Here is a 20,308-nt window from a genome sequence, read left to right as displayed (position 1 = left end):
CACGGCGACCAGGTGCGCAGTTCAGTGAGGGTGCCCCACCTTCTCGGCGCTGCTGTCCGCCCTGGCCGGCAGGAGCAGGGCGGTGATGATCACGCCAAGGGACAGGACCACGCCGATGATGAACGCCAGCCGCATGCCGTCGAGGTTGGCGACGGTGGCGGCGACGCCCTCCGCCTTCAGTGAATCGGCTCGCGCGCTCATCACGGTGACCACGAGCGCGGTGCCGAAGGCCGCCGCCACCTGCTGCAGCGTGCCCAGAATCGAGCTGCCGTGGGCATAGAGGTGCGGCGGAACCGCGCCGAGCCCCAGGGTGAAGACCGGGGTGAAGGTCGCGGCGAGACCCACCATCATCAGTGCGTGCAGGACCAGGAGCTGCCAGTACGGCATGGTCATCGAGACCTGGGTGAAGCCGGCGAGCGCGAGGGTGATCGCGATCGCGCCGGGGATGACCAGAACCCGGCCGCCGAACCTGTCGAACAGGCGGCCCACGGTCGGTCCGAGCAGACCCATCGCGAGGCCGCCGGGCATCACGAGCAGCCCGGTCTGCAGGGCGCTGAGCTCGCGGACGTTCTGCAGGTAGAGCGGCAGCAGGATCATCGAGCCGAGCATCGCCATGAAGGCGACCGACATCAGGATCAGCGCGACCGTGTAGGTGCGGTGCTTGAGTGTCCGCAGGTCCATCAGCGGCGAGCCGATCTTCTGCAGCGACAGCTGGCGGAAGACGAAGACGGCGATGGCGACCAGCCCGGCCACGACGATTCCGGTGGCCAGGCCGATGTCGCCGCCCTGGAACCGGCTGAGCCCGTAGACCAGGCCACCGAAGCCGAGAGCGGCCAGCACCACGCTGAACCAGTCGATGGTGCTGATCTCGGGCTCGCCGACGTTCTCGAGTTGCTTCATGCCACCCCAGGTGATCAGGGCGGCGATGGGGAGCACCACGGCGAACAGCAGGCGCCAGGACCCGAAGTTGAGGATCACTCCCGAGATCGCCGGGCCCATCGCGGGCGCGACCGAGATGGCCAGGCTGACGTTGCCCATGACCCTGCCCCGGTCATGCTCGGGCACCACATGCATCAGGGTGGTCATCAGCAGCGGCATCATCACAGCCGTGCCTGACGCCTGAATGATGCGGGCGCCAAGGAGCACTTCGAAGCTGGGCGCGACGATGGCCGATGCGGTGCCGAGCAGGAACAAGCCCATTGCCGTGGCGTAGGCGCCGCGGGTGGACACCCGCTGCATGAACCAGCCCGTGATCGGGATCACCGCCGCCATGGTCAGCATGAAGGCGGTCGAAAGCCATTGCGCGGTCTGCTCGGTGATGTTCAGCGCGCCCATCAGCTCCGGGATCGCGTTGATCATGATCGTCTCATTGAGAATGACGACGAACGTGGCCAGCACCAGCAGCCGGATCACTGGCGGGGTGCGACCCGAGGTCGCGCTCGTGGACTCGGCGGGCGAGTCCAGCTGTAGGACGGGCACGTTACCTCGATCGGGGTTGTGGGGCAGCAGGTGGTCGCGGTCGGCGGTCTTGTGGGCGATCGTCGTCATGCCAACACTGACCGACGCCACCGACAAAACTCATCGCAGCGCCGCACATCGCAGTGAATTCTGCCGAACGTCGCGGTTCCTCGACGCCGCCGAAGCGATGTCTCAGGCGGCGCCCGGCCGGCGGTGGGACCGCGCGGCCGGGCTCGTCTGCGTGCGGCTACACCCGGCCGGCGACCGGCTGGTCGAACTGGGTGCGGTACAGCTCCGCATAGCGGCCCTCGCGGGCCAGCAGGTCAGAGTGCGTACCGCGCTCGACGACCCGCCCCGCCTCGATCACCAGGATCTGGTCGGCCTGGCGGACCGTGGACAGCCGGTGCGCGATGACCACCGAGGTGCGCCCGGCCAGGGCCTCACCCAGCGCCTCCTGCACCGCCGCCTCCGACGTCGAGTCCAGGTGCGCCGTCGCCTCGTCGAGCACCACCACCCGCGGCCGGGCCAGCAGCACCCGGGCGATGGTCAGCCGCTGCCGCTCGCCGCCGGACAGCCGGTAGCCGCGTTCGCCGACGACCGTGTCCAGGCCGTCGGGCAGCTCCTCGACCAGGTCGGCCAGCCGGGCCCGGCGCAGCGCGTCCCACAGCTCCTCGTCGGTGGCCTCCGGGCGGGCCAGCAGCAGGTTGGCCCGCACCGACTCGTGGAACAGGTGGCCGTCCTGGGTGACCATGCCCAGCGTCTGCCGGATCGTCTTGGCGTCCAGGTCGCGTACGTCGACGCCGGCCAGCCGGACCGTGCCGCTGTCGGTGTCGTACAACCGCGGCAGCAGCTGCGCGATGGTGGACTTGCCCGCCCCGGACGAGCCGACCAGCGCCACGAGCTGGCCCGGCTCGGCGGTGAACGACACCTCGTGCAGCACCTGCGCGCCCCCGCGGGAGTCGAGCACCGCGACCTCCTCCAGCGAGGCCAGCGACACCTTGTCGGCCGACGGGTAGCCGAAGCCGACCCCGTCGAACTGCACCGACACCGGGCCGTCGGGAATGCGCTGCGGCTGCTCGGGTTCGGTGATCAGCGGCTTGAGGTCCAGGATCTCGAACACCCGCTCGAAGCTGACCAGGGCGCTCATCACCTCGACGCGGGCGCTGGCCAGCGAGGTCAGCGGGGCGTAGAGACGGGCCAGCAGCAGCGCCAGCGCCACCACCGCGCCCTCGTCCAGCGTGCCGCGCAGCGCGAACACCCCGCCGAGGCCGTAGACCAGGGCCAGCGCGAGGGAGGAGACCAGCATCAGGGCGGTCACGAAGACCCACTGCACCATCGCGGTACGCACGCCGATGTCGCGTACCCGCCGGGCCCGTGCCGCGAACTCGGCCGACTCCCGTTCCGGCTGCCCGAACAGCTTGATCAGCGTCGCGCCGGGCGCGGAGAAGCGCTCGGTCATGTTCGTGCTCATGGTCGCGTTGTGCTCGGCGGCCTCGCGCTCCAGCCGGGCCAGCTTGTTGCCCATCCGGCGGGCGGGCAGCACGAACACCGGCAGCAGCACCAGCGCCAGCAGCGTGATCTGCCAGGACAGCCGGATCATGACGACCAGCGTCAGCACCAGCATGACCAGGTTCGCGACCACCCCGGACAGGGTGTCGCTGAACGCCCGCTGCGCGCCGATCACGTCGTTGTTCAGCCGGCTCACCAGCGCACCGGTGCGGGTGCGGGTGAAGAAAGCGACCGGCATCCGCTGCACGTGGTCGAACACGGCGGTGCGCAGGTCGAGGATCAGCCCCTCACCGATGGTCGCCGACAGCCAGCGGGTGCCCAGGCTCAGCCCGGCCTCGGCCAGTGCCAGCCCCGCGATGATCACGGCCAGCCACACCACGGTGGCCTCCGGGCCGCCGTCCGAGATCGTGTCGATCACCTGCCCGGCCAGGATCGGCGTGGCCACCGCGAGCACCGCGCCGACCACGCTCAGCGCGAGGAAGGCCAGCAGCTGCTTGCGGTGCGGCCGGGCGAACCCGAGGATGCGCCGCAGTGTCACGCGCGAGAACGGACGGCGCTCGTCCTGGGCGTTCATGGCGTGGTAGAGGGAGTTCCACGCCGCCATTTCCATGCTCATCGAGCTTTGCCTTCCCGTACGGACCGGTGCGGGCGGGTTGTTGGCCCGCCGCCGTCACCGTAGAACCTCAAGCGAGGTTGACGTCAACCCGACGGTCTACCGGACGGGTCCGACAATCAGGCCGCGCGGCGCTGCTCCACGGTCACCTTTCGGGTGACGGCCACCCGGACCGGGAACGGGTACACCGGCGCGAGCGGGCCCTCCCCGTCGTCGCCGCGGCGGATCGACCAGGTCCCCCCGGGACGGGCCGCGCGGACGGGCGGTTCGTCGCCGCGCAGGCGCGGATGGTTCAGCGCCAGCAGCAGGCCGTACCCGACGAGCACCAGGCCGTGCGACATGACCCGGCCCGCCTCGACCCGGCCCGCCAGCGCATCGTTGGCGGTGAGCAGGCTGAGCACGATCACGAACGCGGTCATCACCGGCAGCAGCGCCGCCGGGCGGGTACGCCGCCACGCCAGCCAGGCCAGCGCCGCGCCGATCGCCACGTTCCAGGCCGCCGACTCGTGCCACAGGTGCCCCGACGACACCGACCCGACCACGCTGTGCGCGTGCCGGTCCGCGGCGGCCAGGCTGCTGATCTGGGCCACACCGAGCAGGAACTGGCCCACCCCGACGACCAGCAGCGCCCGCCGCAGCCAGGCGGCGACGTCGAACCGGGCCCGCCGGACCGGCGGAGTCGGCGCCGCGGCCAGCACCGCGGCCAGCGCCTGCTCGCTCAGCGGCGGCACCGGCAGCGCCGCCGCAGTACGGGCCAGCCGGGTCACCGACTCCGCCCGCTGCCACCAGTCCGCGCACGCGGCACAGCCCCGCACGTGCTCGTCGACCGCCTCACGTTCGCTCGGCTCGTCCGCGCCGTCCAGGCGGGCCGACAGCAGCTCGCGCGCCTGTGTGCACCCCATGCCCACTCCCATGAGACACATTGTCGCCCGTACCCCCGGATTGGTTCCCAGCCGTTGCTGTGACCTGCGGCGCTGTCGCACACCGGGGGGATCGCATCGACGGGCGGCGAACGATACGCTTCCGGTCATGTCTTACGGCGGTGACGACGAGCGCATCACGGCGCTGGCCCTGGCGGCCCGCGGCGGCGACCGCGCCGCCACCGAGGCGTTCGTGGCGGCGACCCAGCGCGACGTGGTGCGTTTCGTGGCGCACCTGGCCGGGGCCGCCGACGCCGACGACCTCGCCCAGGACACCTACCTGCGGGCGATGCGCGCCCTGCCCTCGTTCGAGGGCCGCTCCTCGGCCCGCACCTGGCTGCTGGCCATCGCCCGGCACACCGTCGTCGACCACCTGCGCGTGCTCGCCCGCCGGCCGCGGTCGGCTGACCTGGCCGACTGGGTGGCCGTGGCCGACACCGTCTCGGCCGGCGCGGCCGGGCGCTTCGACGAGCAGATCCTGCTCGACCGGCTGATCGCCGGGCTCGACCCCGACCGGCGCGAGGCGTTCGTCGCCACGCAGGTGCTGGGCCTGTCGTACATCGAGGCCGCCGAGGTGATCGGCTGCCCGATCGGCACGATCCGGTCCCGAGTGGCGCGGGCACGCGACGACCTCGCCGCCGCCCTAGGCGACAGCGCCACCGCAGCGCCCCGCCGCCACCTCCGCGCCGTCTGAGCCCGGTGCGGCGGCGCCGCCGGGCAAGATCGCCGTTTCGTGTCATGACCTGCGGTCCGACCGCAGATCATGACACCAGACGCTGATCCCTCGCCCTGACCGTCAGCGTTGCTCCGCCTGACGGACCTCGCTGGTCGCGCCGGCCTCCCCCGGCCCGCCGCGGGCCGTGGATCAGGACTGCCCGGCGGCGGGCTTTCCGCGTAGGGCCAGGCCGAGCGCGGCCAGGGCGACGACCAGCGCGGCGATGCTCAGGCCGAGCGGCCAGCCGTTGCCGCCGCCGGAGGACGCCGGGGTGTCGCCCGACGCCGAGTTGCTCCCGGCTGCCGCCGGTGACGCGACCGCCGCCTTCGGCAGGACCTTGAGCACCGGCGCGGGGTGCTCGACCTCCGCACCGGGCTTCGGCTCCTCGATCCAGCGCACGACCTCGCCGTCGGAGTACGTCTGCAGGGCCTTGAACACGACCTGGCTCACCTCGGGCACCGGCCCGGCGGACACGTCGAACTCCTGGAACTGGCCGGGCTTGACCGCCGAGGCGGCGTCCGCCGTCCAGGTGATCTTCGAGGCGGCCTCGGTGATCTCCCGGTCGTGGCTCTTGATCGGCGTGGTCAGCTTGCGCTTCTCCACCACGACCGTCCACCCCGGCGTCGGCTTGACCGAGACGCTCGCGAACGGCGCGTCCTCCGGCAGCGCGACCTCCACCTTCACCGTCGACGCGGCGTCCTTCTCGTTGGGCACCCGGAAGGTCAGCCGGGCGTACCCGCCGACGGTCGCCTCCTTCGGGTTCACGGTCACATGCGCCGCTGCCGGCACGGCCGACAGGCCGATCATCGCCGCCGCCGCGACCGTGACCACGCCGGCCCGCCACCGTGCCCTCGCACCGATCGTCATCTCGCGTCCTTCACCTCGGGGGACCCGGCACGCCGCACGACGCGCCCGGCGGCGACAAGCTCACCGCGCGACACAGGTCGCCCCCGCCCGGCCACCGGTTCCCACACGTATGTGTGGACTCTCACCGATTCACCGGGAACTTCCGGACCGCTCCCGGCGACACGGCGCGGTCGATCCGCTCGAGCCGCCTGACGTGACGGTGTCGGGCCGTGCGACGAGGGATGAGAAAGGACGCCCCCTGCCTCGCGGCGTGCGGGCGTCCTTTCTGCTGCTCAGGTCACCAGGTGAGGCGGGCGAAGCCGTCGGCTCCGGGCCGGCCGGTGACGCCCGCGGCGGAGTTGCCGCCCGCGAGGCCGCCGTCTGCGGCGAGGCTGCGGTGGTAGCCCCCGCGACCACCCGCGCCGCCGCGTCCGCCGTTGCCGCCCGCGCCCCCGGCCCCGCCGACGCCGTGCTCGACGCCGTCCGTCACGGTGCCGCCTGCGCCGCCCAGGCCGACCACGGTCGCCCCCGCGCCACCGGCCCCGCCTGTGCCGCTGCTCGCGCCGTCGACACCGGAGCCGCCGGCCGCGCCGTCGCCGCCGCCCTTGCCTGCGTTGCCGCCCGCGCCGTCGGTGCCGGTGCACAGGGCCGCCGAGGGCACCGTCATGGTGCCGCCCGCGCCGCCGTCACCGGGTGCGCTGCTGCCGATGCCGCCGGGCCGGGTCGTGCCCGGACGGCTGCCGGTGGCGTCCATGCCACCGGGGCCACCGTTGGAGAACTCGGGGCTGCCCTGCCCGCCCGCGCCGCCCGCAGCCTGGGTCAGCAGCAGCGGGGTGTCGTTGAGCAGCACGCTGACCTCGGTGATCGCGCCTTCCGCGCCGTCCGCGCCCGCCTTGGAGATCTGGCCCGGGTTGCCGTTGCCGCCGGGCGAGCTCGGCGCGCCGCCGGTGGCCGCGGCCGCGCCGCGCCCGCCGCTGCCGCCCCGGCCGACCACGATGGACAGTTGCGTCGCGGGGAAGTCCGCGGGCAGGACGCATTTGACGTACTGCCCCGCGCCGCCGGAACCGCCGCCCGCGCCGCCGCCGCCGGAACTGCCACCGGCCCCGCCGCCACCGCCCCGGCCGAACAGCGACTTGCCGCCGCCCCCGCCACCGCCACCGGCTCCGCCGCCGTTGCCGCCGCCGCCACCGCCGCCCGCGCCCCACAGTTCCAGCGTCACCGCGACACCGGCGGGCACGTCGAACGTGTACGTGCCGGCGGTGTCGTAGACCTGCTCACCGGCGACGGCGGCGCTCCAGGACGGCGCGCCGCCCGCCGCCGTGCCCGCGAGCAGCGCCGCGGTCAGCGCGGCCACTCGATACGACTTTTTCACTACATGTCACCTTTCCTAGGATCGACAAGATCCTACGGAGGCGACCTGCTCCCACAAGCCTTCGCCACGCCCGTGACCTGCGAAAACACCAGCCACGAACGCGCCGCGACGGTTACAGCGCGACGGCCGTGCCGGTGACCGCGATGCCGCTGCCCGGGTCGGGCCCGATCTGGACGGTGAGCACACTGGGACGGCCCATGTCGTCACCCTGGTACACGGTGACCGTGGCGGGCGGGGTCACCAGATCCAGCTCGCGCAGATAGCCGCCGAAGGCCGCGGCCGCCGCGCCGGTCGCCGGGTCCTCGACCACACCGCCCGGTGGGAACGGGTTGCGGGCGTGGAACACGTCCGCCGACTCCCGCCACACGAGGTCGACCGTGGTCCAGCCGCGCCGCGCCATCAGCGCGCCGAGCGTGTCCATGTCGTAGTCCAGGTCGGACAGCCGCCGCCGGGTCGCCGCGGCGAGGACCGGATGCCAGACTCCGGCGTACGCCAGGCGCGGCGGCAGCGCCGGGTCGAGGTCCGCGGCGGACCAGTTCAGCGCATCCAGCAGCGCGGCGAGATCGGCCTCTGCGAGGACTGCGGTACGCGGTGCGACGCTGGTCAGGGTGGCCGTGGCGGTCCCGTCGGCGGCCCTGCGGGTGAGCACCTCGATGGTGCCCGCCTTCGTGTCGAAGCTCAGCGGGCCCGCGCCGTGGCGCTCGGCGTACGCCGCCGCGGCCGCGATGGTCGCGTGCCCGCAGAAGTCCACCTCGGCCAGCGGGCTGAAGTAGCGCACCTCGAACCGGCCGCCGCCGCGCGGGATGAGGAACGCGGTCTCGGAGTAGCCGACATCCGCGGCGACGGCCAGCATCGCCGCGTCGTCGAGCGCGGTCCCGTCGAGCACGACGCCCGCGGGGTTGCCGCCGGCCGGGTCGGCGGTGAACGCCGCATATCTCAAGATCTCCACAGGTCGACCGTACGCACCGTGGTGCCGCTCCCCCACGGCCAATTCGCGGCCGGTGGCTCCGCCGGTGTCAGTCCCGGGGCGGCGAGGCGGCCAGCCGGGCATATTTGATCATCAGAGGCCGCAGGCCGCGCTTCTCGTACACCCGCTGCGCGCCCAGGTTCGCCGCGAGCGTGCCGATGTACAGGTCACCGATGCCCAGCTCGGCCAGCCGGTCGTCGACGGCGTCGAGCAGCCGGGTGCCGACGCCCCGGCCGCGATGGCTCGCCGCCACCGACAGCGACTCCAGCTCGGCGATCCGGTCGCCGGACACCCAGGTGTCGTCCGGGCCCGCGAACACGTGCGTGAACGCGTACCCGACCAGCTCCCCGCCGTCCTCGGCCAGCAGCACGAACGACCCCGGTTCGGTGATCCACTGCCGGTACAGGTCCCGGCGCAGCTGCCACGACCGCTCGTCCGGGTACATGGCCAGCTCCGGTGCGATCTCGCGATGGTGCCGGTGCATCGACAGCCACAGCGGCTCGAGCGCGTCGACGGCCTCCGCGCCGGCCAGTCGGATCGTCACCCCGTTGTCTTCCATGAACGACAACGCTACCGAAGCGCGGTCTCCCCCGGGTCCGTCGCTCAGGACCGACCGGTCAGGGCGCAGTTCTTCGCGGCGAGGCCCTCCTGCCATTCGACGTCCGGGCCCTGCGGCTCCGGCAGGTCGTCGCGGCGCTGGTGGCGCGGCTGATCGAGGTACACGGTGGACTCGCCGCGCCAGGTGACGGCCCGCACGGGCACCGGCCAGCTGCCGGTCGGCACCCGCGCGCAGTCGGTGACCCGCCACACCAGGGTGACCCGCACGGATTCGCCCGGCAGCAGCAACACCGGCACGCCGTCGACTCGCTGCAGTTCGAAACCCGGCCCGCTGCGGCCGACCTCGACGACGGTCACGTCGGTGAAGCCGTCGTTGTGCAGGCTGAACGTGATGCTCGGCGGGTCCCAGCCGTAGCTGTCACCCGTCGACCCGTTCTGCACCAGGTCGGGCGCGCCCAGCCGCCAGACACCCCATGCGGAGACCAGGATCAGCGCCGTCACGAGCAGGACCATCGGCCGGACCCGACCCGACGAGGGCGTGGCGTCTGCGATCACCTCATCGTCGGCCATCGGCCTACGATAAACGTTGCCATCCACCGCGATCGTCGGCCTCGACCGCGGGGTGGACACCCGACGCCGACCCGCCCGCTCGCCGCGCGATCACCGCCTTGCAACGACGATGTCCGGGTCGTCCGTGCCGATCACGGTGAAACCCGCGGCGACCAGCTCGGCGTCGAATCCGGACTCCGTGGCGAGGTGGCCGTCGAAGACCTCGGACTCCTCGCGTACCAGGGCACCGTCGCGGCTGACGCGGTAGCTGAACCGCCACCGGACCCGGTCCGCGCCGACCGGCGAGGTGGTCACCTCGCCGCTGTACAGATCCCCGCCGAGCTGCCACGACGGCAGGTCCCGACGATCCTCGGCGGCACGGGTCGGCGGGCGCTGCACCACCAGTCGGCCCCCTGGCACCAGCGCCGTCGCCAGCGCGCGCAGCGCTGCGGCCCGGTCGGACAGGTCCAGCCCCGCCATGGTGTTCAGACACCAGGCGAAGTCGGCGATGCCGGCCAGGCCCAGGTCCTGCACGTTACGGGCGTACAAGCGAACCCGGGGCAGCACCTCGGTATGCCCCGCGAGGCGGCTCAGCAGCACGGCCCGCATGCTCGCGGCGGGTTCCACCGCGTGCACCGTCACGGCACACCGGCGGGCCAGCAGGTTCGTGGCCAGCCCGGTGCCCGCCCCGACGTCCAGCACGCCCACCTCGGGGCGGCCGAGCCACCGGTCCAGCAGCCGCCCGGTGACCGCGAGATGCTCGGTGGCCTGCAAGAGGTCGTAGAACTCCGCGGTGACGGCGTACTCCTGGCCCATCAGCTGATCATGTCAAAGCGCGGCGGGGGTTGCGGGCCATCCCTACGGTGCTGGCATGCTTTGGACACTGCGCGTGACCGCCGCTGTGAACGCCGCGTGCGTGCTGCTGACCGCCGCCACGTTCCTGCCAACGACGTCGATCGACTTCGAGACCGTCGTGGCACTGACCGGGCCGCTCGGGGTGATCTTCCTGGCGGTCGCGATCGGCGGGACGATGTTCCACCACGGAATGCCCGAAGGCGGCAAGGCAAGGGACCTGTGGCGCTGGATGTTCACCGGGCTGACCGGCCCAGGCCGGGTGGCAGCCGTGGTCCTGCTCGTGGCGGAGGGCGGCGTCACGCTGCACGCCCAGTTCATGGCGACCGGCGGCAACGAGCTGGGCGTCGCGGGGGCGATGGACCCGGTCACCACGTACACGCGGGGGGTGCTCGCCCTCAGCAGCTTTCTGCTGACGATCGCCGTCCTGGTCGTCGCGGCCTGATCCGGCTCAGCCCTGGATGCCGGTCTCCAGGAACTGGCGCAGGGCCATCTTCGGGCGGTTGCCGACCGCGCTGGCGACGACCTCGCCGCCGCGGAACACGATCAGCGTCGGCATCGACATCACCTTGTACGCCCGAGCCGTCTCCGGGTTCGCATCGGCGTCGAGCTTCGCGAAAACCAGCCGGTCACCGAACTCCTCGGACAGCTCGTTCAGCGAGCGCTCCAGCACCTTGCACGGCGCGCACCACTCCGCCCAGAAGTCGACCACCACGGGCCGCTCCGACTTCAGCACGACGTCGACGAACGTGGCGTCGGTGACCTCGACTAGGGGGCCGTTCTTCTCAGGCATGTTCTCTCCCGGTGGGCGATGGCTTCGGTGAGCTGGTGGTGTAGCTGGTCGCGGACGGTGTTGAGCCGGTCGAGGCAGGTGTCGACCTCGGCGAGCTTGCGCCGCAGCACGGCGACCGAGTCGGGACACACGTCGCCGGTGGCGTGCCCCGCCCGCAGGCAGGCCACGAACGGGCGGATGTCGTCGAGGTCGAACCCGACCGCGAGCAGGGACCGGATCTCGTGCACGACCCGCAGTTCGGCCTCGTCGAAGGCACGGTATCCGTTGGTCGCGCGCCGCGACCGGATGAGACCGTGCTGCTCGTAGTACCGCAGGGTGCGGGTGCTGGTGCCGGCGCGTTGCGCCAGCTCGCCGATGCGCATCCGGGCCCCTCCTCCCTGTCTCGCACAACGCTAAACGTTGCCGCCGGTGTCAAGGCAAGCGTGGCCCCGGTCACCCCATCGCCACGCATAGACATTGGCCCATCCCATCGACTATTCGCGGATCAAAGTCGATGAGATAGGCCAACGTCGATCACAAAGCGGGCGCGGGGAGCCGGAACGGCGGCACCCCGCCCGTCACTCGGTGGCGATCGCCGCCAGGATGTCGGCGCGGGCCGCGCGGCGGGCCGGCCACATCGCGGCCAGCACCCCGACCAGGCCCATCCCGGCCAGCGCCACCACTGCGGTCAGCCACGGCACCGACATGCCGAACACCGGGTTGGCCAGGATGACGTACTGCATCACCCCGCCCAGCAGCACGCCCACCCCGATGCCGAGGACGCCGCCGTACAGCGAGATCACCACACTCTCCCGGCGCACCGTACGGCGCACCAGCGCCCGCGACGCGCCCAGCGCCCGGAACACACCCAGCTCGCGGGTGCGTTCCAACACCGACAGCGCCAGCGTGTTGACCACACCGAACACGGCGATCACCACGGCCGCGCCGAGCAGCACGTAGACCAGGCCGAGCACCAGCTGGAACGGCTCCAGCAGGTCGTCGAGCAACTGCTCCCGGTCCTGCACCACCACGTCCGGCCGGGACGCGAACGCCCGCTCCAGCGCGGCGCGCAGGGCCGCCTGGTCCGCGCCGAGCGCGAACATGCTGTCGCCCTCGCGGGACACGCCCGCCGGCAGCAGCGCGTCGTCGATCAGCTGCCCGCGCAGCAGGTCACTGCCCTCGTGCACGCCCACCACCGTCACCGGCACCTCGACCGGCGCGGGCTCGCCCGCCGCACCGGCGGCCATGAACCGGAGCCGGACCCGTTCGCCGACCTTCACCCCCAGCTCGGTGGCGACCCGCTCGGCCAGCAGCACACCGCGACGCAGGTCCGAGTCGCCCTCGATCACCCGGGGACGGATCGCGGTGCCGACCGCGGCCGGGTCCAGGCTGGTGAACTCGGCGTCCTGCGACGCGCCCTGCGGCGAGACCACCTCCACCGAACCCGAGCGCGGTGCGGCCAGTCCGGTCATCCCGGGCACCGCGCGTGCGGTGGCACGGACCGTATCGTCGAGCATGCCGAACGCCGCGGCGCGCAGCACCACCGCGTCCGCGGGCACCGCCGAGCGCACCTGCGCGGTCAGGTCGTCGCTGAGCGTCTGCCCCACGGTCGCGAAAGCGCACACCAGCGACAGTCCGATCATCAGCGCGGACGACGTGGCGGCGGTGCGACGCGGGTCGCGTACCGCGTTGCGCAGCGCGATGCGGGTGACCGGGCGCGGCGAGCGCAGCAGCCGGGTCAGCGGGCCGAGCACCGCCGACACCAGGATCGGCGCGGTGAGCAGCACGCCTACCCAGGCCAGCACCGCCCCTGCCATGGCCAGCATGCGTTTGGGCTCGGTCAGGTCCTCGGGCGAGGTCACCGCGACCATGGCCGCCCCGCCCGCCACGGCGAGCAGGCCGAGCACGCTGCGCAGCACCAGCGAGCGCCGCGGCACGGCGGCGTCGGTGCGCAGCGCCGCCATCGGCGACACCCGCGCCGCCCGGCGCGCCGACCCGTACGCCGACACGATCGTGACCACCACGCCGACCGCGTAGCCCAGCAGCACCGCCCACGGCGACACCACGTAGGCGACATCGCCGACCACGGGCAGCAGCCGCATCGCGAGCAGGCCCAGGCCGACGCCCATCGCCACGCCGGCCGTGGAGCCGACCAGGCCCAGCACGACGGCCTCGGTCAGCACGGCCCGGCGCACCTGGGCCCGCCGCGCGCCGACCGCCCGCAGCAGCGCGAACTGCCGGGTGCGCTGGGTGACCAGCATGGTGAAGGTGTTCGCGATGACGAACACGCCCGCCATCAGCGCCACCGCGGCGAACGCCAGCAGCGCCTTGCGGATCACGTCGGCGTCGCTCTGCGCGGACGCGGCCTGCTTCTCGCGCAGTTCACTGCCGGAGTCCACCCGGAAATCGGTGCCGAGTTCGGCCCGCGCGGCTGCGACGACGGCCTGCTCGTCGGACCCGGACAGCTCCACCCGCGCGTACCCCGGCGTCGCGCCCGCCCCCGTGTCGCGGCTGCGCAGCAGCAGGGCCGCGGTGCTGTCGTCGTACGCCACGGCCGGGTCGAACTCCCAGCCCGTGGCGCGATAGGTGAACACGCCGACGACGGTGGCGGTGTCGGACCGGTCCCCGCCGAGCAGCACCCGCGCGGAGTCGCCGACCGACAACCCGGCGTCCGCGGCGGCCTGTTCCTCCAGCGCCACCTCCCCGGCGCGCTGCGGGCCGCGGCCCGCGGTGAGGGTGAACCGCTGCGAGCCGTCCCAGTCGGTGCCCGCGGTCTCCGCCCAGGACGTGGTGCCGATCTTGCCGTCGGTGCCGACCAGGGCCGCATAGCCCGAGCGCACACCCTCGGCCCGGGTCACCCCCGGCAGCCGGGCGAGCCGGCCTACGACGTCGGCGGCGACCTCCGCGTCGGCCGGGGTCTTCGGCCTGGACTGCACGACCGCGGCCAGGTCGGTGCGCGACGAGCCGCTGCTGACCGTGGCCGCGGCGGAGTCCGACACCACCCAGGTGGCGACCACGAAGGCCACCCCGAGCACGATCGCGGCCAGGGTCATCGCGACCCGGCCCAGGTGTGCGCGCAGGTCGCGCAGCATCGCCCGCAGCATCAGGCACCCGCCCCGACGGTCGTGCGGGCGCCGCGCGCCACGGACTCCAGTGCCCGGATCCGGTCGAGCACCCGGTCGGCGGACGGCTCGCGCAGCTCGTCGACGATCCTGCCGTCGGCCAGGAACAGCACCCGGTCGGCGTACGAGGCCGCGACCGGGTCGTGGGTGACCATGACCACGGTCTGCGCCAGCTCGTCGACGCTGCGGCGCAGGAAACCGAGCACCTCCGCGCCCGCCCGGGAGTCCAGCGCCCCGGTCGGCTCGTCGGCGAAGACCACGTCCGGGCGGCTGATCAGCGCGCGGGCGCAGGCCACCCGCTGCTGCTGGCCGCCGGACAGCTGGGCGGGACGGTGGTGCAGCCGGTCGCGCAGCCCGACCGCGTCGATCACGGTGTCGGCAAAGGCCTGGTCGGGCCGCCGCCCGGCCAGGTCCAGCGGCAGGGTGATGTTCTCCCACGCGGTCAGCGTCGGCAGCAGGTTGAACGCCTGGAACACGAAACCCATCCGGTCCCGGCGCAGTGCCGTCAGCGCGTCGTCGCGCAGGCCGCTCAGCTCGACCCGGTCGGCGCTGCCGTGGCGCGAGCCGTGCAGCCACACCCGGCCCGCGGTCGGCGTGTCCAGCCCGGCCAGGCAGTGCATCAGGGTGGACTTGCCGGACCCGGACGGTCCCATGATCGCGGTGAGCTCGCCGCGGCCGAAGGCCACCGTCACCGCGTCCAGCGCGGTCACCTGCGCGTCGCCCGAGCCGTACCGTTTGGTGAGGTCTTCCGCGCTCACCGCGGCGTCGAAGTTCGTCATGGCCCACACGCTGCCGCCCGGCGGCGGCCGTGCACTCGGGCAGGAGTAGATCAAGACCCGCTACTTAAGTTGCAGGCAGCGGGAACGGAAGTAGTGGCCGCTGACGCCGGGCACCTGCCTAAGCTCGTCACCGACACGACCGCGAACGGGAGGTGGGACGTGGAGCACAGCGCGGCACGGGTGCCCGGCCTGCCGTCGTGGCTGCAGCCGACGAGCCGGCTACGCCGATTGGCGCATTGGTTGTACCCGTTCGCGCTCGGCTGCGGTGTGACGCTGTTCTCACTGGCCACCCCGCAACGTCCGGCGATCTTCGTCTTCGAGGGCCAGCCCTTCTCACCACCGTGGGCGCTGGTGGGACTGGCCATGCTCGCCTGCGGGGTCAGCGCCGCGCTGATCCGCCGGGCGCGCTGGCCGCTGTTCGTGGTCTCGCTCGTGGCGTGGCTGGGGCTGAGCATGGTGGTCGCGGTGTTCATCGCGGCCTACTACGCCGGCGCGGGACGTCCCGGCCGGCCGCAGCACCCGGGCCGCGCCTGGCCCTACTTCCTGGTCGCCTGCGTCCTGGTCGGGGTGCCGGTCGGCTGGAGCTCGGTGCACAGCGACCTGCTGTACGAGGGCATGACCGGCGGGCTCGTCTTCGGCGGCGTGCTCACCAGCCTGTTCTGGGTGGGCATGACCATCGGCCTGCCGTTCGTGTTCGGGCTGTGGGTGCGCGCCCGCCGCCAGGTCCTCGAGCAGCTGCGCGACCGGGCCGAGCGGCTCGAACGCGAGCAGCATGAACGCGCCGAACGGGCCCGGTCCGACGAGCGGCGGCGCATCGCCCGGGAGATGCACGACGTGGTCGCGCACCGGGTGGCGCTGATGGTGCTGCACGCCGGGGCGCTGGAGGTCAGCACCGCGGACCCGCGCACCGCCGAGGAGGCCGCGCTGATCCGCACCACCGGCCGGGAGGCGATGCAGGAGCTGCGCGAGGTGCTCGGCATGCTGCGCGCGCCCGACCTGGCCGACGGCACGGTGCCGGAACTCGCGCCGCAGCCGACGCTGGCCGACCTGGACCGGCTGCTGGACGCCAGCCGCGCCGCCGGGCTGCCGGTGCGCCGCGTCGACCAGGGGCAGCTGCAGGAGGTGTCGCTGTCCGCGCAGCGCACCGCGTACCGGGTGGTGCAGGAGGCGCTGACCAACGTGGCCAAGCACGCCGGCCCCGTGCCGACCACGGTCACGCTGCACCACGAGCCGCACGGGCTGACCGTGGCGGTGGAGAACGCGCCCCCGCCGCGACCGGCCCCGCCGGTGCCGGAAAGCGGGCTGGGCCTGGTCGGGCTCGCCGAGCGGGTCGCCCTGGCCGGCGGCTCGGTGCAGGCGCGGCCGCGGCTGGACGGCGGCTTCACGCTGTACGCGCGCATCCCGGCCGACCCGCCGGAGATCCGGGCGGTGCCCGCGTGATCCGGGTGCTGGTGGTCGACGACGAGGCGCTGGTGCGCTCCGGGCTGCGGATGATCCTCGAGGCGGCCGGTGACATCGCCGTGGTCGCCGAGGCCCGCGACGGCGCCGAGGCGGTGGAGGCGGCCCGGCGGCACCGGCCCGAGGTGGTGCTGATGGACGTACGGATGCCGGGCACCGACGGGCTGACCGGCGCGGCCGCGGTCGCCCGGCTGCCCGACCCGCCCCGCGTGATCATGCTGACCACGTTCGACCAGGACGAGTACGTGCACGGCGCACTGCGCGCCGGCGCGGTCGGCTTCCTGCTCAAGGACACCCCGCCACGTGACCTGGCCGAGGCGGTGCGCACCGTGGCGGCCGGCAACGCGATGCTCGCCCCGACGGTCACCCGCCGCCTGATCAGCTCCTTCGCCGAGCGCGGGCCGTCGGTGACCGACCAGGCCCGAGCGCGCCTCGCGGTGCTGACCGAGCGCGAGCGCGACGTGGTGCGCGCGATCGCCCGCGGCCTGTCGAACGCCGACATCGCCCGTGAGCTGGACATGGCCGAGGCGACGGTCAAGGCGCACGTGAGCCGGGCGCTGGCCAAGCTCGGCCTGACCAACCGGGTGCAGGCGGCGATCCTGGTTCACGACGCCCGCCTCGACGACGGCCCCGCCCCGCCGACGGCCTGATCGTTCGCGGCGTACACAGGCGGCGGGCCGGCCCCCGCAGGAGACCGGCCCGCCGCACACCCACCAGGGTCAGCGCTTGGTGTCGTCGCGCTCGTCGTCGCGTCCGCGCACGGCGTCGCGTACGTCGTCCGCGGCCAGGCCGGCCTTGGCCTTGGCCTGGTCGGCGATGCCCTCAGCCTGCAGGCTGTGGTTGTCGGTCGCGTCGCCGACGCGCTCCTTGGCCTTGCCGGCGATGTTCTGGAGGTGGTGCTTGGCAGAATCGACGGTACCCATCGTTTCATCCCTTCCGTAGCCGGTCGTGCCCTTCTGACCTGCCCCACGAGCGGCCTCGGCAAACCCTGAGGCGACTCCGGCCACATCGGAGCGCCGGTCGGGCCGGGCATCCCGGTGTTACGTTGATCGAGACCGTCGACCCGAGGTGAGGTGGCATGACGCAGGCCGCGGACACCCCCGCGCCGCCCCTCGCGGCCGTGATCCTCGACCTGTTCGGCGTCGTCGTCTCCTTCGACAACGACATCGTGTACGCGCGCCTCGCCCGGCACTGCACCGATCCCGAGCGCGCGTTCCAGCAGCTCAACGGGCTGATGGCGAGCCCTGAGGTGATCACCGGGCGGGTGACGCTGCCTGAGGTGCACCACCGGCTCGTCGAGGCCCACGGCTTCGGCCTCGACTACCCCGGGTTCGAGGCGGCCTGGCTGGAGCCCTATCACGCGCCGATGCCCGGCATGGCGGAGCTGGTCGGGCAGCTGTCCGGGCGCTGCCGGCTGGTGCTGCTGTCGAACGTCGACGGCTACTACTGGCAGGTCGTCCGGGCCGGCCATCCGGAGCTGGCGTGCTTCGACAAGCTGCTGGTGTCCTGCGATCTCGGGCTCGCCAAGCCGGATCCCGCCGTATTCGCGTACGCGAGCCGGGCGGCGGGCGCCGATCCGGCGCACTGCCTGTTCGTCGACGACACCCGGGCGAACGTGGACGCGGCCGCCGCCCTGGGGTTCCGCACCCACTGGTTCCGGCACGCCGACGGGCTGCGCGCCGAGTTGCACCGGGCGGGCCTCGTCGACCGCTGAGCCCGCCCCCGGCATCGCCGAATCGTGACGTACGCGACTACGGGAAGTAATAACGGCCCACTCACGTTTGTCGTTGATGCGGTGGGGACATGGCTCACACGGCGGCTTCGGAGAGGCGGGATCGATGACTGCGGCGGAAGTGGCGCTGGGTGGCGCGCTGGCCGGGGCATACTTCCTGCTGCTGGCCCTGCGCCGCCGTGCCGCCGCCCGGGAGCGCCGTGCCGTGCGGACCCTGTCCGCCGCCCGGCTGCCAACGCGGGCCTTCGCCCGCGGCGCCCGGCGTCCGGTCCGGGTGCTGCGCACCGGGCTGCGCCACCACGCCGACCGGGTGCTGCGCCCGCGCCGCTCGCGGCGGCGGCTGCCGGTGCGCCCCGCCAACCGCAACGCCCTCGCCTGAGGCGACCATCGCCGCGGGGTCCGGCCTCTGTTCCATCGACGTGCGCCGTGACACTGTGGAGCCATGAGACGGTTCGGGTTCGTGCTGTTGCTCGTCCTGGCCTCGTGCACGCCCACACCGGCGTCCCCACCGGCGACGGGCGCGGCGTCGCGGCAGTCGGCGGCCGAGGCGGACGCGACGCTGGCCAGTCTGCGCCGCGTCGACGACCTGCCGCTGTACGAGATGACCTACACCGGCGACTACGACGCATCGGCGCCCGGCCCGCAGCCGACGGCCGCGACGCCGTTCGGGTGCTCGCTGTTCGCCGCCTTCGGCGACCCGGACCGGCCGGTGTTCGGGCGCAACTTCGACTGGGACCCGAACCCGGCGCTGGTGCTGCGGGCCGACCCGCCCGACGGATACGCCTCGATCTCCCTGGTCGACCTGCGCTACCTGGGGCTGTCCGCCGCCGACGACCCGCGGGGCGACCGTCGCCTGCTCGACGCGCCGCTACTGCCGTTCGACGGGCTGAACGAGCGCGGGCTGGCCGTGGGCATGGCCGCCGACGAGGGCGCGTTCGCCACACCCGACCCGGCCAAGCCGACCGTGGGCAGCGTACGCATCCTGCGCCTGGTCCTCGATCAGGCCGCCACGGTCGACGAGGCGATCGCGGTGTTCGCCCGGCACAACATCGACTTCGTCGGCGGCCCGCCGCTGCACTACCTGCTCGCGGACGCCTCGGGCGCGTCGGCGCTGGTGGAGTTCACCGCCGGTCGGCAGCAGGTCGAGCGGGGCACGGGCCGGTGGCAGGCGCTGACGAACGTCCCGCTGATCGGTGTCGGCGAGCAGGAGCGACGCCACGACACGCGCTACCGCGTCCTGGCGGACACGCTCGGCCGTTCCGGCGGCACGGTGCCGGAGGCCGACGCGCTGGGCCTGCTGCGGGCGGTGGCCCAGCCGCACACCCGCTGGTCGGTGACGTACGACCTGGGCGCCGGGCGGTTGCGGGTGGTGACCGCGCAACGCTGGCAGACCGTGCACTCCTTCCGCCTGGCGGTCAGCTGACCGGCGCGGTCCGGGCGGATCGGCCCGGTCGGCGGCGCACGTCCCGGGGTCTCAGTCCCGGGGCAGCCGGGGGCGCGGGATGGGCTGCAGGAACGGCTGGCGGTGGTTGCGCAGCACCTCCGGCACCAGCCAGGTCGCGCCGCTGGCCAGCACGGTCAGCATGAGCGGCACGGCCAGGTACGGGATGCCGGACAGCAGCACCACCAGCCCGCCCCCGACGAGGTAGGCGGCGATCGCGCCGAATCGGCGCTGCCGGATCTCCGCCGGCTCGCCGTGTGCGGCGACCCACCACTTCGGAGGTTCGGCCCGCCGGCGGCGGATCTCCCCCTGCACGGCGCGGTTGGCCGCCTCCCACACGTTGCGGCGGTAGTCGTAGTCCTCTGCGGCGTAGTCGACCGGGAAGTGTTTGCGCAGCACGATCAGCCGCAGGTACAGCGTCTCGTCGGGCACCTGGCGCAGGTCGTGGAGCGGCAAGCCTGACATGTCCGACACCTCCCGTTTGAGGATCGGCCCTGACGCTACCTGCCTGCTCACCCGCCCGATATCACCCGCCGGACTTACCTCAGCCGTAGCTCTTCTCCACCGAGGGCTGACGCGAAACGGCGGAACTGTCACACAACTGTCACAGTTCCGCCGGATGATCGCCGTACCGGCGGGTAAGGC

Annotated in this window: 22 protein-coding genes; 7 read left to right on the top strand and 15 right to left on the bottom strand. The window is 73.3% G+C overall.

All coding sequences use genetic code 11. The features are described from left to right. Positions 1-21: 21 nt before the first annotated feature. The 3 genes from FLL47_RS05450 to FLL47_RS05440 all read right to left on the bottom strand — a co-directional run bounded on the left by FLL47_RS05450 (position 22) and on the right by FLL47_RS05440 (position 4,482). Complete coding sequence (locus tag FLL47_RS05450) at positions 22-1,548, bottom strand: MDR family MFS transporter (RefSeq protein WP_222105971.1); 1,527 nt, start codon at positions 1,546-1,548, stop codon at positions 22-24. Positions 1,549-1,705: 157 nt separating this feature from the next. After that, positions 1,706-3,583 (bottom strand): ABC transporter ATP-binding protein, encoded by a 1,878-nt coding sequence (locus FLL47_RS05445; RefSeq protein WP_144119296.1) that lies wholly within the window; start codon positions 3,581-3,583, stop codon positions 1,706-1,708. A gap of 116 nt (positions 3,584-3,699) precedes the next feature. Continuing rightward, entirely contained in the window at positions 3,700-4,482 is a 783-nt protein-coding gene (locus tag FLL47_RS05440) for a zf-HC2 domain-containing protein (protein WP_186315572.1), read from the bottom strand. Positions 4,483-4,609: 127 nt separating this feature from the next. Here FLL47_RS05440 and FLL47_RS05435 point away from each other — a divergent pair, with 127 nt between their 5' ends. Next, the gene (locus FLL47_RS05435; RefSeq protein WP_144119294.1) at positions 4,610-5,194 is read left to right on the top strand and encodes a sigma-70 family RNA polymerase sigma factor; all 585 of its coding nucleotides are present in this window, start codon (positions 4,610-4,612) and stop codon (positions 5,192-5,194) included. A gap of 171 nt (positions 5,195-5,365) precedes the next feature. On the opposite strand, the gene FLL47_RS05430 is transcribed toward FLL47_RS05435, so the two are convergent. The 6 genes from FLL47_RS05430 to FLL47_RS05400 form a co-directional block, all read right to left on the bottom strand. Then, positions 5,366-6,082 (bottom strand): YcnI family copper-binding membrane protein, encoded by a 717-nt coding sequence (locus tag FLL47_RS05430; protein WP_144119293.1) that lies wholly within the window; start codon positions 6,080-6,082, stop codon positions 5,366-5,368. Positions 6,083-6,359: 277 nt separating this feature from the next. After that, positions 6,360-7,433 (bottom strand): hypothetical protein, encoded by a 1,074-nt coding sequence (locus FLL47_RS42705; RefSeq protein WP_186315571.1) that lies wholly within the window; start codon positions 7,431-7,433, stop codon positions 6,360-6,362. A gap of 112 nt (positions 7,434-7,545) precedes the next feature. Continuing rightward, a complete protein-coding gene (locus FLL47_RS05415; protein ID WP_144119291.1) occupies positions 7,546-8,382 on the bottom strand; it encodes a PhzF family phenazine biosynthesis protein in 837 nt (278 codons plus the stop codon). A 67-nt stretch (positions 8,383-8,449) separates the two neighbouring features. Further along, positions 8,450-8,959, bottom strand: coding sequence for a GNAT family N-acetyltransferase (locus FLL47_RS05410; protein WP_186315570.1), 510 nt, complete (start codon positions 8,957-8,959; stop codon positions 8,450-8,452). A 44-nt stretch (positions 8,960-9,003) separates the two neighbouring features. Next, positions 9,004-9,528, bottom strand: a complete 525-nt coding sequence (locus FLL47_RS05405) for a hypothetical protein (protein WP_144119289.1) — start codon at positions 9,526-9,528, stop codon at positions 9,004-9,006. Between the two features lie 90 nt (positions 9,529-9,618). Continuing rightward, positions 9,619-10,323, bottom strand: coding sequence for a class I SAM-dependent methyltransferase (locus FLL47_RS05400; RefSeq protein ID WP_144119288.1), 705 nt, complete (start codon positions 10,321-10,323; stop codon positions 9,619-9,621). A 55-nt stretch (positions 10,324-10,378) separates the two neighbouring features. On the opposite strand from FLL47_RS05400, the gene FLL47_RS05395 reads away from it, so the two are divergent. Further along, positions 10,379-10,804 carry a hypothetical protein gene (locus tag FLL47_RS05395; RefSeq protein ID WP_144119287.1) on the top strand — a complete coding sequence of 142 codons (426 nt, stop codon included), beginning with the start codon at positions 10,379-10,381 and terminating at the stop codon, positions 10,802-10,804. 6 nt (positions 10,805-10,810) lie between these two features. Here FLL47_RS05395 and trxA read toward each other — a convergent pair whose 3' ends face one another. The 4 genes from trxA to FLL47_RS05375 form a co-directional block, all read right to left on the bottom strand. Then, positions 10,811-11,152 (bottom strand): thioredoxin, encoded by a 342-nt coding sequence (gene trxA / locus FLL47_RS05390; protein WP_144119286.1) that lies wholly within the window; start codon positions 11,150-11,152, stop codon positions 10,811-10,813. Beyond that, positions 11,128-11,514 (bottom strand): MerR family transcriptional regulator, encoded by a 387-nt coding sequence (locus tag FLL47_RS05385; protein WP_144119285.1) that lies wholly within the window; start codon positions 11,512-11,514, stop codon positions 11,128-11,130. The genes trxA and FLL47_RS05385 overlap by 25 nt, the downstream gene beginning before the upstream one ends. A 195-nt stretch (positions 11,515-11,709) precedes the next feature. Then, entirely contained in the window at positions 11,710-14,235 is a 2,526-nt protein-coding gene (locus FLL47_RS05380) for an ABC transporter permease (RefSeq protein ID WP_144119284.1), read from the bottom strand. Then, positions 14,235-15,032: an ABC transporter ATP-binding protein gene (locus FLL47_RS05375; protein ID WP_144119283.1), complete on the bottom strand. Its 798-nt coding sequence runs from the start codon at positions 15,030-15,032 to the stop codon at positions 14,235-14,237. Before FLL47_RS05375 ends, FLL47_RS05380 begins: the two co-directional genes overlap by 1 nt. Before the next feature lie 159 nt (positions 15,033-15,191). Here FLL47_RS05375 and FLL47_RS05370 point away from each other — a divergent pair, with 159 nt between their 5' ends. After that, positions 15,192-16,472: a sensor histidine kinase gene (locus FLL47_RS05370; RefSeq protein WP_222105970.1), complete on the top strand. Its 1,281-nt coding sequence runs from the start codon at positions 15,192-15,194 to the stop codon at positions 16,470-16,472. Beyond that, the gene (locus FLL47_RS05365; RefSeq protein ID WP_144119282.1) at positions 16,469-17,140 is read left to right on the top strand and encodes a response regulator; all 672 of its coding nucleotides are present in this window, start codon (positions 16,469-16,471) and stop codon (positions 17,138-17,140) included. Before FLL47_RS05370 ends, FLL47_RS05365 begins: the two co-directional genes overlap by 4 nt. Positions 17,141-17,209: 69 nt before the next feature. Here FLL47_RS05365 and FLL47_RS05360 read toward each other — a convergent pair whose 3' ends face one another. After that, on the bottom strand, positions 17,210-17,413 hold the full coding sequence (locus tag FLL47_RS05360) for a CsbD family protein (RefSeq protein ID WP_144119281.1): 204 nt from the start codon (positions 17,411-17,413) through the stop codon (positions 17,210-17,212). Between the two features lie 155 nt (positions 17,414-17,568). Here FLL47_RS05360 and FLL47_RS05355 point away from each other — a divergent pair, with 155 nt between their 5' ends. The 3 genes from FLL47_RS05355 (at position 17,569) to FLL47_RS05345 (ending at position 19,645) form a co-directional block, all read left to right on the top strand. Further along, the gene (locus FLL47_RS05355; protein WP_144119280.1) at positions 17,569-18,204 is read left to right on the top strand and encodes an HAD-IA family hydrolase; all 636 of its coding nucleotides are present in this window, start codon (positions 17,569-17,571) and stop codon (positions 18,202-18,204) included. Between the two features lie 124 nt (positions 18,205-18,328). Beyond that, a complete protein-coding gene (locus FLL47_RS05350) occupies positions 18,329-18,601 on the top strand; it encodes a hypothetical protein (RefSeq protein ID WP_144119279.1) in 273 nt (90 codons plus the stop codon). A 63-nt stretch (positions 18,602-18,664) separates the two neighbouring features. Further along, the gene (locus FLL47_RS05345) at positions 18,665-19,645 is read left to right on the top strand and encodes a carcinine hydrolase/isopenicillin-N N-acyltransferase family protein (protein ID WP_144119278.1); all 981 of its coding nucleotides are present in this window, start codon (positions 18,665-18,667) and stop codon (positions 19,643-19,645) included. 51 nt (positions 19,646-19,696) lie between these two features. On the opposite strand, the gene FLL47_RS05340 is transcribed toward FLL47_RS05345, so the two are convergent. Beyond that, positions 19,697-20,128, bottom strand: coding sequence for a hypothetical protein (locus FLL47_RS05340; RefSeq protein WP_144119277.1), 432 nt, complete (start codon positions 20,126-20,128; stop codon positions 19,697-19,699). Positions 20,129-20,308 lie beyond the last annotated feature (180 nt).

The organism is Catellatospora sichuanensis, from assembly GCF_007483665.1.
Taxonomy (GTDB): Bacteria; Actinomycetota; Actinomycetes; order Mycobacteriales; family Micromonosporaceae; genus Catellatospora; species Catellatospora sichuanensis.
Note: the sequence above shows the minus strand (reverse complement) of the source record. Positions and strands in the feature narration are given on the sequence as shown.